The organism is Candidatus Erwinia dacicola (assembly GCF_001756855.1).
GTDB lineage: Bacteria > Pseudomonadota > Gammaproteobacteria > Enterobacterales > Enterobacteriaceae > Erwinia > Erwinia dacicola.
Map to the genome: position 1 here is coordinate 1 of NZ_MAYS01000025.1, position 15617 is coordinate 15617.

The window sequence follows — 15617 nt, forward strand, 5'->3', positions numbered from 1 at the left end:
CAGTGTGCCTAAAAATAGCTTTCCGGTTAAAAACACGACAAAAACTGCATTTTCATACTTAAATCTACGCACGTCCGCCACATTAAAGGGATAGTTCGTTCTGACATTCATGGTTGGGCGCTCTCAGAAGAGGCAATTCAATCTCCTAACCATCAAGTGGAAGAAGCAATATCAGGAAGACAGTCTCACCGCCGTAGCGGCCAAAGATGAAGTCGTTCCAGCTTCTGAGCTGACTGCTGCTTTGAAGCAGGTTCGGGAGCTCCAGCGCCTTCTGGGCAAGAAGACGATGGAAGTTGAGATCCTGAAAGAAGCCGTGGAGTACGGCCAGTCGCGAAACTGGATAACGCACGCGCCCTTGTTGCCAAAGGACGGGGAATAGCACTGGTCAGCCGTGCCATGAGCGTATCGCGTGCGCAACTATCACTGCGGGTGAAGCGTTCTGCCGACTGGCAGGACAGGCGTTGTAACCGGCGTAATGACGAAGCAGACGCTAAAATACTTAGGGTATCCTCGATATCATCAGCGACACCCCCAGCTACGGTTCTGCCGTGGTATCGCTGGGTCGAAGAACGGTCTGGCAACGGCGTGCGCGCACTGCCGCACGGCTGGCTGGATTTCTGCCCGCTGGCGGAGAAAGGAGACTGTGATGTTGACCAATGAGCAGGGGTTCAGCCTGAGCTTTACGGCCCTGGTGCACTATTAGCAGGCGTTCGGCCTAGGGTTCCAGCTGCTCACCGCGCAGGCGATCGGCCCCGCCGGGCGCAGCGCAAAACTGACGCAGCTACATTTGACGGGTAAGATTTTTACGCAACGCATTGAGCGTAACACCCTGACACTCCGCACCCGCATTAAGCGTCTGGCCCGCAAAACGATTTGCTTTTCACGTTCCATCGAGGTCCACGAAAAAGTTATCGGCTCATTCATCGAAAAGCACAGCGAGCGAACGGTATTTAACAGATGCCATTTTTCAAACCGTGCCGAACGGGTTACAGTAGCCGTCAGCAAAAATTAAAGGACTGTGACATGTTTACCGTTTACCACTCCAATCAGCTGGATCTGTTAAAAACGCTGGCCTGCTGGCAGATTGAAAACCAGCCGCTGCGCGATCCGCTTTGTTCGGAGGTGGTACTGGTACAGAGCCCGGGTATGGCGCAGTGGCTGCAGATGTCGCTGGCCGAAGAGTTTGGCATTGCGGCGAATATTGACTTCCCGCTGCCCGCCAGCTTTCTTTGGGATATGTTCGTGCGCGTACTGCCGGAGATCCCGAAAGAGAGCGCATTTAACAAATCCAGCATGAGCTGGAAGCTGATGGCGATCCTGCCCGCCATGCTGGCAGACGACGCTTTCACCATTCTGCGCCACTACCTCAGCGACGATGACGACAAGCGTAAGCTGTTCCAGCTTTCCTCACGCGTTGCTGACCTGTTTGACCAGTATCTGGTCTATCGCCCTCAGTGGCTGAACAGCTGGCAGCAGGGGCAGCTGATTGACGGACTGGGCGAGGCGCAGATCTGGCAGGCTCCTCTGTGGGCGGCGCTGGTGGAATATACCCATCATCTCGGCCAGCCGGAATGGCACCGTGCCAATCTCTATCAGCGCTTCATCACTAGGCTGGAGAGCGACAGCACGCGCTTTCCTAACCTGCCGGACCGGGTGTTTATCTGCGGCATCTCCGCGCTGCCCCCAGTCTATCTTCAGGCACTGCAAGCGCTGGGCAAACACATTGATATCCATCTGCTGTTCACTAACCCCTGCCGCCACTACTGGGGCGATATTCAGGACTACTGCTTCCTGGCAAAGCTGCAAAGCCGCAACCGCCGCCACTACCAGGACAATCGTGAAGTTCCGCAGTTCCGTGACGTCGAGAACGCCTCGTCGCTGTTCAATGCCGATGGCGAGCAGCAGCTGAGCAATCCGCTGCTGGCCTCTTGGGGAAAACTCGGGCGTGACAACCTCTATCTGCTGTCGCAAATGGAGGCAAACGAAGTTTTCGCCTTTGTCGATATCGAGCCGGTAAACCTGCTGCAAACGCTGAAGCGCGACCTGCTGGAGTTGGAAGATCATGCAGCGATTGGCCTGAAGCAGAGTGAGTGGGTTACCAGCAGCAGCAAGCGCGTACTGGCAGCGCAGGACCGCTCGGTCTCTCTTAACCTCTGCCACAGCCCGCAGCGAGAGGTTGAAGTGTTACAGGACCGGCTGTTGGCGATGATGGACGCCGACCCGACCCTCACCGCGCGCGATATCATCGTGATGGTTCCGGATATCGACGTCTATACGCCGTTTATCCAGGCGGCATTTGGCAATGCCCCGCCAGAGCGCATGCTGCCATTCGCGATTTCTGACCGCAGCGCCAGCAAGGCGCACCCGGCGCTGCAGGTGTTTATCTCCCTGCTCAGTCTGCCGGATAGCCGCTTTACCGCCGAAGAGGTGCTGGCGCTGCTGGAAGTACCCGCCGTGGCCGCCCGATTTGCGGTCGATGAAGAGGGGCTGCGCCTGCTGCGTCACTGGGTAGCGGAATCCGGCATTCGCTGGGGGCTGGATGATGACAACGTGCGAGAGCTGGAGCTGCCCGCCACCGGCCAGCACACTTGGCGTTTCGGCCTGACTCGCATGCTGTTAGGCTATGCGATGAACAGCGAAGCGGGGGACTGGCAGGGCATCTTGCCCTATGACGAGTCTAGCGGGCTGATTGCTGAATTGGCGGGCAACCTCGCGGAACTCCTCGCCCAACTACACCGCTGGCGGCAGTGGCTGAGCGAGGCGCGTGCGCTGCCGGTGTGGCTACCGCTGTGCCGCCAGCTGCTTGATGACTTCTTCACCCTCGATGCCGAAACCGAAGCGGCGCTGGCGCTGATAGAAGAACAGTGGCAGCAGGCGATCGCCTACGGGGTGCAGGCTGGCTATCAGCCGGCGGTGCCGCTTACCATCCTGCGTGACGACTTGGCGGCGCGCCTCGACCAGCAGCAAATCAGCCAGCGCTTCCTCGCCGGGCCGGTCAACTTTTGTACCCTGATGCCAATGCGTTCTATCCCCTTCAAAGTGGTATGCCTGCTGGGCATGAACGACGGCGTTTATCCGCGTACGCTGCCGCCTCTCGGTTTTGACCTGATGAACCAGCAGGTGCAGAAGGGCGACCGTAGCCGCCGCGACGATGACCGCTACCTGTTCCTTGAAGCGCTCAACTCGGCGCAGCAGCGGCTGTACATCAGCTATATCGGCCGCTCGATTCAGGATAATACCGAACGATATCCTTCAGTGCTGGTCAGTGAATTAGTGGAGTACATCAGTCAGAGCTTCTGCCTAGCCGCCGATCATAACAAGGACGTTGATAGCAGCGCTGAGGCGCTAATCGACCATCTGCACTATGTGCACAGCCGCATGCCGTTCGCGGCAGAGAATTATCGTGAGCAGGCGGAGTTTCGTAGTTTTGCCGCCGAGTGGCTGCCCGCCGCCGCCGCCCGCGGTACGGCACATCCCCGATTTATGCAGGCATTGCCGGATGAAAGCGAAGAGATACTGAGCTTTGACAAACTGGTGCTCTTCTGGCGCCACCCGGTACGGGCACTCTTCAGCCTGCGCCTCGGAGTCAGCTTCCAGCTGGAAGAGACCGTTCTACCGGATACGGAGCCGTTCTCCCTCGACGGTCTCAGCCGTTATCAGGTCAACTCACAGCTGCTGAACAGCCTGATCGACGGCAGCGAGAGTGACCGTCTGTACGCGCGTCAGCGTGCCGCCGGGGCGCTGCCCTACGGTGCATTTGGTGAACTATTCTGGCAAGAGCAGGAGCAGGAAATGAGCGAACTGGCCGGGCGCATACGAGAACAGCGTGCCACTGCGGAAAACTGGGAAATTGCACTGGAAATCGGCGGTCTGACGTTAAGCGGCTGGCTGACCCAAGTGCAGGATAACGGCCTGCTGCGCTGGCGGCCAGGAATTCTCAACTTTAACGATGGCCTGACGCTCTGGCTGGAGCATCTGGTGTATTGCGCGCTGGGTAGCAGCGGCAGCAGCGTGATGATGGGGCGCAAAGGGAGCAAGTGGCGCTTCCCGCCGCTGCCAGCAGAGCAGGCTTTGCAGCAGCTGGCTCACCATATTGACGGTTACCGGCTGGGCATGTGTGCCCCGCTGTTGCTCACCGCTTCCGGTGGGGCTTGGCTCAAAGAGTGTTTTGATGATAAAACCGGCGTGGTGCAGCGCGATGATGCCACGCAGAAAAAGGCCCGGGCAAAGCTGTTACAGTGCTGGCAGGGCAATTATCAAATTGACGGTGAGGGCAACGACCCGTACCTGCAACGCCTGCTGCGTACGCTGGATGAGACCGGCGTGCAGGAGATGACTGAACAGGCCGAACGCTGGCTGTTACCGTTGTTGCAGCATCATCGCCCGGATTAAGCATGTTTTCAGGACATTCAGGCTGACATCCTGTAGTATTTTGACCTAGTTACTTAGCATGCGTGGCACAGCCGTGCGCTGAAATCTGTAAGCCGATATTCAACCGGCAGAAAGTCTGAGAATAACAGCCCGTTGAGGAGTTTGAATGCGTCGTTATGCAGTCTGGTTAGCTTGTTTTGTTTCTGTCACGTTGTTCGCCCCGCTGGTTCAGGCGCAGGATGGATGGCAACCGATTATTGAAACCATCCGCAAAAGTGAGAAGGATCCTCGCCAGTACCAGGCCATCAAGTTAGACAATGGCATGACCGTGCTGCTGGTTTCCGATGCACAAGCAACCAAATCGCTGGCGGCGCTGACGCTGCCGGTTGGGTCGCTGGAAAATCCCACCGACCAGCTTGGCCTAGCGCACTATCTGGAACATATGGTGCTGATGGGGTCAAAACGCTATCCGCAGCCGGATAACCTCGCTGAATTCCTCAAAAAACACGGCGGCAGCCACAACGCCAGCACCGCGTCTTACCGCACCACATTCTACCTAGAAGTGGAAAACGATGCGCTGCAACCCGCTGTTGATCGCCTAGCCGATGTCATTGCCGAACCGTTGCTCGACCCGGTGAATGCCGACCGCGAACGCCATGCGGTCAACGCTGAGCTGACGATGGCGCGCTCGCGTGACGGACTGCGTATGGCGCAGGTTGGTGCGGAAACGCTTAACCCCGCGCACCCGAGTTCACGCTTCTCAGGCGGCAATCTGGAAACCCTGCGCGACAAGCCCGGCAGCAAGCTGCACGATGCGCTTACTGCGTTTTATCATTGCTACTACTCCGCCAACCTGATGAAGGCAGTGATCTACGGCAACCAGCCGCTGCCGGAGCTGCAAAAAATTGCCGCGGCGACCTTTGGTCGCGTCGCCAATCACAACGCTAAGGTACCGGATATTAGCGTACCGGTGGTGACCGATAAACAAAAAGGCATCATCATTCACTACGTGCCGGCCCAGCCGCGCAAACAGCTGAAAATCGAATTCCGCATTGATAACAATAGCGATAAATTTCGCAGCAAAACCGACACGCTGATTGGCTATCTGATTGGCAACCGCAGCAAAAACACGCTGTCAGACTGGCTGCAAAACCAGGGCCTAGCCGATTCGATCAATGCCGGGGCCGATCCGGTTATCGACCGTAACAGCGGCGTATTCTCGATTGCGATTTCGCTGACCGATAAAGGCCAGACAAATCGAGATGAGGTGATTGCGGCGGTGTTCAGCTACCTCAACCAGCTGCGCAGCGAGGGAATTGATAAGCGCTACTTTGATGAAGTAGCGCACGTGCTGGACCTCAATTTCCGCTACCCGTCGATCACCCGCGATATGAACTACATTGAATGGCTGGTGGACACCATGCTGCGCGTCCCGGTCGCCGATACGCTAGTGGCCCCATATATCGCCGATGACTACGATGCGCTGGCTATCAGAGCGCGACTGGACGGCATGATACCGGAAAATGCGCGTATTTGGTTTATCAGTCCGAAAGAGCCGCACAACAAAACGGCTTATTTTGTTGATGCCCCCTATCAGGTCGACAAAATCAGCGCCCAGCGCTTTAATGATTGGCAGGTGGAAAGCGATGAAATCAAGCTGTCGCTGCCGGTGCTTAACCCGTATATTCCCGATGATTTCAGCCTGATTAAAGCCGGTAAGGCTTATCCGCATCCGCAAAAGCTGATGAATCAGCAAGGGCTGCGGGTGTTCTATATGTCAAGCCAGTATTACGCGGACGAGCCGAAGGCTAATATCACCCTCGTGCTGCGTAATAAGGCGGCGATGAGCACGGCCCAGAACCAGGTCATGTTTTCGCTGAATGATTATCTAGCGGGCGTCTTTCTGGATGAACTGAGCTCGCAGGCGTCGGTAGGCGGCATTAGCTTCTCCACCAGCGAAAACGACGGCGTGACCTTCAGCGCCACCGGCTTTACCCAGCGCTTACCGAAGCTGATGAGCCAGCTGCTGAAGGGCTACACCAGCTTCATGCCTACTCAGGCGCAGCTGGAACAGGCGAAATCTTGGTATCTGGAACGCCTAGATGCGGCAGACAAAGGCAAAGCCTTTGAGCTGGCTATCCAGCCTGCGCAGCTGCTCTCTCAGCTGCCTTACACCCAGCGCAGCGAGCGCCGCAGCCTGGTGGCCGCCATTAGCCTGCAACAGCTGATGGACTATCGCAAAATGCTGCTGGAGCAGTCTGCGCCGGAGCTGATGGTGGTCGGCAATATGACCCCAGATGCGGTGCGCAGTCTGGCCACCGAGGTGAAAACCCAGCTCAACTGTGAAGGCCATGAGTGGTGGCACAGCGAGCACGTCACCATCGTTAAGCCAACCCTGGCTAACCTGCAGGAGGCGGGCAGCAGCACCGATTCGGCGCTGGCTGTAGTCTACGTCCCGGTTGGCTTCGAGGAGTATCAGAGCATGGCCAGCAGCGCGATGCTGAGCCAGGTTATCCAGCCGTGGTTCTACAATCAGCTGCGCACCGAAGAACAGCTGGGCTATGCGGTGTTTGCTTTCCAGATGCCGGTTGGCCGCCAGTGGGGCATTGGCTTCTTGCTGCAGAGCAACGTCAGGCAGCCAGCTTTCCTGCTGAGCCGCTTCAAAGCCTTCTACCCCAAGGCGGAAAAACGCCTGCGGGAGATGAGCAAAGCGGACTTTGCCCAGTATCAGGCCGCGATGATCAACGAACTGAAGCAGCGTCCGCAGACGCTGGATGAAGAAGCAGGGCGCTTTAGCAAAGACTTTGACCGCGAGAACTATAAGTTCGATACTCGCGAAAAAGTGATTGCTCAGATCCAGGCGCTGACGCCGCAGTCGGTGGCTGATTTTTTTCATCAGGCGGTGATTGCACCGACCGGGCTGGCGCTGCTGTCGCAGATTTCCGGCAGCCACCGCGGTAAAGCCGACTATGCCAAAGAGAAAGGCTGGACCACGTGGAAAGACCTCTCCACGCTGCAACAGTCGCTGCCGGTGAGCCAGAATACGCCATGAGCCAACGGGGTCCTGAGCGGCTTGAGCCGTTAACTCTGCCGCTGCACGGTGAGCGGTTGATTGAAGCCTCAGCAGGGACCGGTAAGACCTTCACCATCGGGCTGCTTTATCTGCGGCTGCTGCTCGGTCTGGGCGGCGAGGCGGCATTCAGCCGCCCGCTGTCGGTTGAAGAAATCTTGGTGGTGACCTTTACCGAAGCGGCGACCGCCGAGCTGCGCAGGCGTATTCGCGCCAATATCCACGAGTTGCGTATAGCCTGCATGCGCGGCGAAAGCCGCAACCCAATGCTCTGCGCACTGATGGTCGAACTTCCCGATCGCGACCGGGCAGCCTCCATGCTGCTGGCGGCGGAGCGACAGATGGATGAAGCAGGAATTTTTACCATTCACGGCTTCTGCCAGCGCATGCTGAGTCTCAACGCGTTCGAGTCCGGTATGCTGTTCGAACAGCAGCTGATAGAAGATGAAACCCCGCTGTACCGCCGGGCGACCGCTGACTTCTGGCGCCGCCACTGCTACCCGCTACCGCTTTCGGTGGCCAGAGTGGTGCGCCAGCTGTGGGCTGGCCCGGATCAGCTGCTGAAGACTCTGTCGCCATGGCTAGGGGGCGAAGCGCCCGCGCTGAAATCAGCGCCGCATCCTGACGAAACGCTGGAGCAGCGCCACGTGAAGATCATTGCGCAAATCGACGCGCTGAAACAGGTGTGGCTGACGGCGGGCGATCTGCTGGCGCTGATAGAAGTCTCCGACGTTGACCGGCGTAGCTATAATAGTAAGCACTTACGTAACTGGCTGGAAAAAATCACCCAGTGGGCGCAGCAGGCGACGGAGGATTACGAGGTGCCGAAAGATCTTGAGCGCTTCGGCCAGCGCATGCTGCTGGATAAAACGAAAAAGGGCGAACCGCCACGCCACGCACTGTTTGACCAGATCGATGCCTTCCTTGCCGAGCCGCTATCGCTGCGTGACTTGGTGATTGCCCGCGCGCTGCACGAGGTACGTTTTGTCACCCAGCAGGAGAAACGCCTGCATGCGCAGCTGGGCTTCGATGACCTGCTGGGGCGCTTTGATGCCGCCCTGCAGCAGCCGGGCGGCGCTGCACTAGCGGCGGCCATTCGCCAGCGCTATCCGGTAGCGCTGATCGATGAGTTCCAGGATACCGACCAGCAGCAGTACCGCATTTTCCAGACGCTGTACATGCGCCAGCCTGACAGCGCGCTGCTGCTGATTGGCGACCCGAAGCAGGCGATCTACGCCTTCCGCGGCGCGAACATTTTCACCTATATGAAGGCGCGCGCCGAAGTTAGCGCCCACTACACGCTGGAGGCTAACTGGCGCTCTTCACCGGCGATGGTGGAGGGCGTTAATCAGCTGTTTCTACGCCAGAACAATCCGTTCCTGTTTAGCGAAATCCCCTTTATCACCGTCAGCGCGGCGCAGCCGAACCAGAGTTTATGTTTCAGCCTCGACGGCCAGCCGCAGCCCGCATTACAGTTCTGGCTGCAGTCGAGCGAAGGCGTGGGGGTAAGCGATTACCAACAGTTTATGGCCCGCCAGTGTGCAGCGCAGATCTGCCGCTGGCTGAGCGCCGGGCAGCAAGGCAAAGCGCTGATTGGTAGAGCCGATAAGCAGCGCCCGGTGCAGGCTTCGGATATCACTATTTTGGTGCGCAGCCGCAGCGAAGCCTCGGTGATGCGCGAGGCGTTAAACGGCCTCAATATTCCGTCGGTGTATTTCTCCAATCGCGACAGCGTGTTTACCACCACGGAAGCTTGCGAAATGCTGTGGCTGCTGCAGGCGGTGCTGGCGCCTGAGCAGGAAAGAGTGCTACGCAGCGCGCTGGCCAGCAGTTTATTTGGGCTGGATGCCTTGGCACTGGATGCCCTGAGCCGTGACGAGCTCGCTTGGGATGCGCTGGTGGATGAGTTTGCCGGATATCGCCAGCGCTGGCTGAAGCGCGGAGTACTGCCGATGCTGCGAGAGCTGATGGTGCAGCGCCAGATGGCAGAGAATCTGCTGGCCTCCGACAACGGCGAGCGCCGCCTGACCGATCTGCTGCATCTTAGCGAGCTGCTGCAGGAGGCTGCTGCCACTCTGGATAGCGAACATGCGCTGGTGCGCTGGCTGGCACAGCAGCTTGAGCAGCCAGACAGCGCGGTGGCTAATCAGCAGCTGCGGCTGGAGAGCGACCGCCACTTAGTGCAGATAGTTACTATCCATAAATCTAAAGGGCTGCAGTATCCACTGGTGTGGCTGCCGTTTGTGGCGAACTACCGCGAGGCGGATAACGGCGTCTATCACGACCGCCAGACCTTTGAAGCGCTGCTCGATCTGCAGCAGGGCGAAGAGAGTGTGGAGCTGGCGGAGCAGGAGCGGTTGGCGGAAGATCTGCGCCTGCTGTACGTGGCGCTGACCCGTTCGGTGTATCACTGCAGCGTCGGCATTGCGCCGCTGATTAAAGGCAACCGCAAAAAAGAGGGCAACAGCGACCTGCACCGCAGCGCGCTGGGCTATCTGGTGCAGCAGGGGGAAGCCGCTGATGCCGCGGGTTTGCGCACTGCCCTGCTGGCTCTGCAAAGTGAAGCCACGTCACTGGTGGAACCGGGCGAGCCTGACAACGCGCCGTGGCAGCCGCAGCGGGAGGAAGCGCAAAGCCTGAGTAGCCTGCAGATGGCGCGTACGCTGCGCGATGACTGGCGTGTGACCAGCTACTCCGGCCTGCAACAGCACTGGCAGCCGACGGCACTGGACCTGTTGCCGCAGCTCGATGTTGATGCCGCCGGGGAAGCTAGCGGCGAGCGGCTACCGCAGCTGACGCCGCACACCTTTCCGCGTGGTGCCGCGCCCGGCACCTTCCTGCACGGGCTGCTTAAAACGCTGGAGTTCACTGAAGCCGTTGACGATGCGTGGCTGATGCAGCAGCTGAGCGGACAGGGGCTGGATGAAGCCTGGCTCCCGGTGATGCGCGAGTGGATTACGCGCATTTTACACACGCCGCTTAATGACAGCGGTGCCTCGCTACACCAGCTGCCCTCCGATGCGCGCCGGGTGGAGTTACAATTTTACCTGCCGATTGAACGCCTGCTGAAAGCAGAAGCGCTCAACGCGCTGGTACGTCAGGACCCGCTGTCGGCGGGCTGCCCGCCGCTGAATTTCTATCAGGTGAAGGGCATGCTAAAAGGCTTTATCGACCTAGTGTTCTGCTGGCAGGAGAAATATTACCTGCTGGATTACAAATCCAACTGGCTGGGCGAAGAGAGCAGCGCCTATACCCAGCAGGCAATGGCGCAGGCAATGCAGTCACACCGCTATGATTTGCAGTATCAGCTGTACACCCTCGCGCTGCATCGATATCTGCGCCACCACCTAGCGGACTATGATTACCAGCAGCACTTTGGTGGGGTGATCTATCTGTTCCTGCGCGGTCTGGACGGCAGCGATGCTAGAAACGGCATCTACAACACGCGGCCCGAGTCGGAGTTTGTCGAGGCGCTCGACCAGCTGTTTGCCAAACAAGCGGAGAGTACCTATGACGCTGGCTGAAACACTGCAGCAGGCGCAGAGCCTGCGCCTGCTGCGCGCGCTCGACGTGCAATTTGCCCGCATGGTGGCCACCGAGCAGCAGCCCGCGCTGATGCTGGCGGCGGCGCTGGTCAGCCGCGATGCGGGAGAGGGGCACGTCTGCCTGCCGCTGGATCAGCTTCAGCCGGAAGCCTTTTTCGCCGGGCGCCATCCCGAGCTGGCACAGGCGCTGTGGCAGGCAGCGGGCGCACCGGACGACTGGTCAACGCTGCTGGCGCAGTCGGCGGTCAGTGACGGCAGCGCAGCAACGCCGCTGGTGCTGCATCAGCAGCGCCTGTATCTGCACCGCATGTGGCAGAGCGAAGGCGAAGTGGCGCAGTTTATTCAGCGCCAGCCGATCCCGCAGACGCTGGAAGAAGCGCTTATCCGTATGACGCTGGACCGCTACTTTGGTCAGCAGCCCGATGACTGGCAAAAGATAGCCGCGGCGGTGGCGCTCACGCGGCAGGTGGCGGTGATTTCCGGTGGCCCTGGCACGGGCAAAACCACGACGGTGGCAAAGCTGTTGGCCAGCCTGATTGAACTGTCACCGGGTACACCACGCATTGAACTGGCTGCCCCGACCGGTAAAGCGGCGGCGCGCCTGACGGAGTCGCTGGGTAAAACTCTGCAGAGCCTGCAGCTGGATGCGGCGGTGCTGAAAAGTTTCCCACAGGAGGCGATCACGCTGCACCAGCTGCTGGGCGCTCTGCCCGGCAGCCAGCGTATGCGCTATCACGCGGCTAACTTGCTGCACCTCGATGTGCTGGTAGTGGATGAAGCCTCGATGGTCGATCTGCCGATGCTGGCCAGCCTGATTGCCGCGCTACCGCCGCAGGCGCAGGTGATATTCCTCGGCGATCGTGACCAGTTAGCCTCGGTGGAAGCCGGTGCCGTGCTGGATGATATCTGCCGCTGTGCCGAGTCTGGCTACAGCGTGCAGCGTGCTGCCGAACTGTCGCGCCTTACCGGCTGTGAAGTGGCAGGGCGGGACGATTCTTACGCGCCCCAAGTGCGCGATACCCTCTGCCTGCTGCGCAAAAACTACCGCTTCACGGAGTCTTCAGGCATCGGCCAGCTGGCGCTGGCAGTGAATGCCGGTGAAGTGAAGCGGGTGGAGCAGGTCTTTGCCCAAGGCTTTAGCGATATCAACCGTCACGCGCTCAGCAGCAGCGAAGACTATCAGCTGCTGCTGAATGAGTGCGTGGCTGGCTATCGTGACTATCTGACGCGGCTGAAGAGCGGGGCATCACCTGCGGAGGTGCTGTCGGCCTTCAGCTGCTTCCAGCTGCTGTGCGCGCTGCGCGAGGGGCCATTTGGCGTGGCGGGGTTGAATGAGCGCATTGAGGAAGTGCTGCGTGCCGCCGGACTCATCCGCCGCAACATGGCGCTGTACGGCAAGTGGTATGCCGGGCGGCCGGTGATGATCGTCCGTAACGACCGCGCGCTGGGGCTGTTTAACGGCGATATTGGTATTGCGATGCTGGATGACGAGCAGCAGCTAAAGGTCTTTTTCCCGCTGCCGGATGGCACGATTAAAACGGTACAGCCCAGCCGCCTGCCGCCGCACGATACGGCCTTTGCGATGACGGTGCATAAATCCCAAGGATCGGAGTTTGAGCACACGCTGATGGTGTTGCCAAACCAAGTGATGCCGGTATTAACGCGTGAGCTGGTCTACACCGCGATTACCCGCGCCAAACAGCAGTTGACCCTGTACGCCGATAAAGCGGTGTTTAACAGCGCGGTGAAAATGCGCACCCGGCGCCGTAGTGGGTTAGTCGAAAGGTTAACGGCGGCATGAAACAACAGGCGAGGCATGCCTGACCCGAGTAAGCATGAGGTGGTGGGATTAACTCTGCCGGGTATGCACGCTGGCTTCGCGCAGGTCGACCATCAGCACTTTTGAACGACGCTGATAGTTATACATCTCTTTTTTGCTTTCCGGCAGCAGCTCAACATCCACCGGCATAAAGCCGCGTTCTTGGAACCAGTGAATGCTGCGGGTGGTCAGTACAAACAGCTTTTTCAGCCCCATCTGCCGTGCCTGCAACGCTACGCGCTCCAGCAGCGCCTCGCCGCGTGAAGAGCTGCGATAATCTGGGTGAACCGCCACGCAGGCCATCTCGCCAATCTGCTCTTCTAGGAACGGATAGAGCGCCGCACAGCCGATGGTTAGGTTGTCGCGTTCAATGATGGTGAACTTGTCGATCTCCATCTCCAGCTGTTCACGCGAGCGGCGCACTAGAATACCCTGCTGCTCCAGCGGGCGGATCAGTTCCAGAATGCCGCCGATATCGTTAATGGTGGCGCGGCGGATCTGCTCGGCGCTCTCCATGACAATCTGCGTACCGATACCGTCACGGGAGAACAGCTCCTGTAACAGGGCGCCATCCTCCTGATAGCTGATCAGGTGGCTGCGGCGCACGCCGCTGCGGCAGGCCTTCACCGCACCGCGCAGGAAGCGTACCGTGCCGGAGTGATAATCCTCGTCGCTCTCCAGCTCTTCAATGCGCTTTTGCGCCTCGTTTGGGAACAGCTCAGAGACAATCACGCCATCGCAATTGGTTACGCCCTGCTCGGAGCAGAAGCCGATCATCTTCTCGGCCTTGAGCTTAATCGCCAGTTGCGTCGCCACCTCTTCTGAGGCCAGGTTAAAGCTTTCGCCGGTCACTGAGACCGCCACTGGACCCATCAGCACGATAGTGCCGCTGTCGAGCTGACGATGGATCGCCTCTTCATCAATGCGGCGAATGCGCCCGCTATGGCAGTAATCCACCCCGTCATCGACGCCGAGCGGCTGGGCGATAATAAAATTACCGCTGACGACATTAATATGCGCGCCCTGCAAAGGCGTATTGTTGAGGCTCATCGATAGGTGGGCGGTAATATCCAGCTGCAGACAGCCTGCGACCTGCTTTACCTGCTCCAGAGACTGAGCATCCGTGACGCGGGTGTGTTTATGGTAGAGCGGTTCCAGATTGCGCTCGGCAAGGTTAGCGTCGATCTGCGGGCGGGCGCCGTACACCACCACCAAGCGGATGCCGAGGCTGTGCAGCAGGCCGATATCATTAATGATACCGGAGAAGTTATCGTGCTCGATGGCTTCACCACCCAGCATAATGACAAACGTTTTACCACGGTGGGCATTGATGTAGGGAACAGTATGGCGAAATCCCTGAACCAGTTCGGTACTACGTTCCTTCACGGCAAAACCTCTATGCATTATTATTCGGTAAAAGTGTGTTTTTATTCTTTCCTTGCCCTAGGTGCAAGTAACTCTTATCCTTACTTATCACCCGCTCGCGCATTTCCAACAGTCTAATGTATTGCATTTATTCGCTTTTTCGGGATGACACTGCCTAGTGGATTCGTTAAAGTTTTTCCAAAATTTTCTTTATTCGCTTTTTATTAGACAAATTACAGCATCTAGAGTTGTATGACCGATTCAACTTCGTTTAACCAGCGGCGATTTCTACAGGGTACCGGGGCCGTATGTTTGCTTAGCGTTAGCCGGGTAGGCTGGGCAGCCAGCAGTCACGTGGTCGCAATCCGCATCTGGCCTTTCTCAACCTATTCGCGCCTGACCAATAAGCAGTTTGCGCTGACATTGTCACGTTTGACATAACCAAGGTCATCTATCACTATCACCCGGTAGCGATCTAACTTTAGCAACACTTCGTTAAGTCTCAGCAGAGAACGGGCTTTTTGCAGCTCCTGCAGCAGTTCTCCAGCGCTGAAGAACCGCGCCCGGTAGCCCTGACCTACAACGCCGTCAACGATGACCGCTGCCAGATGGCTTTTGCCCAGCCCACTTGCCCCGAACAACAGCACATTCTCCCCCGCATCTACCCAGTCCGTCGTTTCGCACAGCTGACGGACCTAGGCTGCGTTCAGTTCCGGCACCTGTGCGAGGTTATATTCCGACACCAATTTACCCGTAGGTAACTTGGTGTCTTCTATATAACGCCGCAGCCGCTCGCTTTTACGATGCGTCGCTTCCTCACTGCACAGCGACAGCAGATAACGTGAAGGAGTCCAGCCTTCTGCCAGTGCGCGTTTTTCCTGGCTGTGCCATTCGGAAGCCATCCGCGTCAGCCTCAGTTTTCGCAGCAGTCTTTCCAGCGTATGGATATCAGTCACTGAAGGCATCCTTTTTGTAGCAACTGGTCATAACTGTCAACAGCAGTCAAACTTTGGGTCTTCCGCAACTTGGGTGGAACCTTTCAGGCCAGAGGACTCATTACCCATCGCCTCAGTAACTCGAACCCGGCGCGCCCGTACATCTGCCGCTTCAGCATTTTCAGGCGATTAACGTGTCCTTCGACTACACCGTTACTCCATTTGCTGGTTATAGCTTCACATATTGCTGCTGCATCAGCTTCCATCCCGGTTGCAACACGCTGGAGCTCAACAGGACCGCTTTCGCTGACATCAGTGAACCATCTGTTTAGCTGTGGCTTGTTTTTTGTTTTCAGGATCCGGTAGAAGTCCAGTGCCAGTTGTTGTGCTATTTCAGCTGCGGTTCTTTTTCACACATCAGCCCGATGAAGCGGGAGGCATAACTTTCTTCCCCTCTTATTATCCTCCAGGGCATCAACCAACGGCTCACACGCGGGCACTGTTGCAAAGAT

7 protein-coding genes and 4 pseudogenes are annotated in these 15617 nt (G+C 58.1%); 8 read left to right on the forward strand and 3 right to left on the reverse strand.

The window, feature by feature from the left end:
* Nucleotides 1-109: 109 nt before the first annotated feature.
* The 7 genes and pseudogenes from BBW68_RS18180 to recD all read left to right on the forward strand — a co-directional run bounded on the left by BBW68_RS18180 (nt 110) and on the right by recD (nt 12787).
* On the forward strand, nt 110-379 hold the full coding sequence (locus BBW68_RS18180) for a helix-turn-helix domain-containing protein (RefSeq protein WP_070133567.1): 270 nt from the start codon (nt 110-112) through the stop codon (nt 377-379).
* Nucleotides 380-396: 17 nt separating this feature from the next.
* The gene (locus tag BBW68_RS15245) at nt 397-660 is read left to right on the forward strand and encodes a DUF2509 family protein (RefSeq protein WP_083264707.1); all 264 of its coding nucleotides are present in this window, start codon (nt 397-399) and stop codon (nt 658-660) included.
* A 124-nt stretch (nt 661-784) separates the two neighbouring features.
* A pseudogene (locus BBW68_RS20985) lies at nt 785-1012 on the forward strand (IS1 family transposase); the annotation flags it as partial.
* Nucleotides 1013-1023: 11 nt separating this feature from the next.
* Nucleotides 1024-4392, forward strand: a complete 3369-nt coding sequence (gene recC, locus BBW68_RS00580) for an exodeoxyribonuclease V subunit gamma (protein WP_070133568.1) — start codon at nt 1024-1026, stop codon at nt 4390-4392.
* A 145-nt stretch (nt 4393-4537) separates the two neighbouring features.
* The gene (gene ptrA / locus BBW68_RS00585) at nt 4538-7423 is read left to right on the forward strand and encodes a pitrilysin (protein WP_070133569.1); all 2886 of its coding nucleotides are present in this window, start codon (nt 4538-4540) and stop codon (nt 7421-7423) included.
* Nucleotides 7420-10965: an exodeoxyribonuclease V subunit beta gene (gene recB, locus BBW68_RS00590; RefSeq protein ID WP_070133570.1), complete on the forward strand. Its 3546-nt coding sequence runs from the start codon at nt 7420-7422 to the stop codon at nt 10963-10965. Before ptrA ends, recB begins: the two co-directional genes overlap by 4 nt.
* Nucleotides 10952-12787 carry an exodeoxyribonuclease V subunit alpha gene (recD, locus tag BBW68_RS00595; RefSeq protein WP_070133571.1) on the forward strand — a complete coding sequence of 612 codons (1836 nt, stop codon included), beginning with the start codon at nt 10952-10954 and terminating at the stop codon, nt 12785-12787. Before recB ends, recD begins: the two co-directional genes overlap by 14 nt.
* Nucleotides 12788-12835: 48 nt before the next feature.
* Here recD and argA read toward each other — a convergent pair whose 3' ends face one another.
* Nucleotides 12836-14209, reverse strand: coding sequence for an amino-acid N-acetyltransferase (argA, locus tag BBW68_RS00600; protein ID WP_186821234.1), 1374 nt, complete (start codon nt 14207-14209; stop codon nt 12836-12838).
* 213 nt (nt 14210-14422) lie between these two features.
* On the opposite strand from argA, the pseudogene amiC reads away from it, so the two are divergent.
* A pseudogene (amiC, locus tag BBW68_RS19315) lies at nt 14423-14593 on the forward strand (N-acetylmuramoyl-L-alanine amidase); the annotation flags it as partial.
* Here the strand turns inward: amiC and BBW68_RS00605 are convergent.
* Nucleotides 14575-15126: pseudogene (locus BBW68_RS00605) on the reverse strand (ATP-binding protein); the annotation flags it as partial. The pseudogenes amiC and BBW68_RS00605 sit on opposite strands and share 19 nt — an antisense overlap.
* A gap of 83 nt (nt 15127-15209) precedes the next feature.
* A pseudogene (locus tag BBW68_RS15255) lies at nt 15210-15617 on the reverse strand (transposase); the annotation flags it as partial.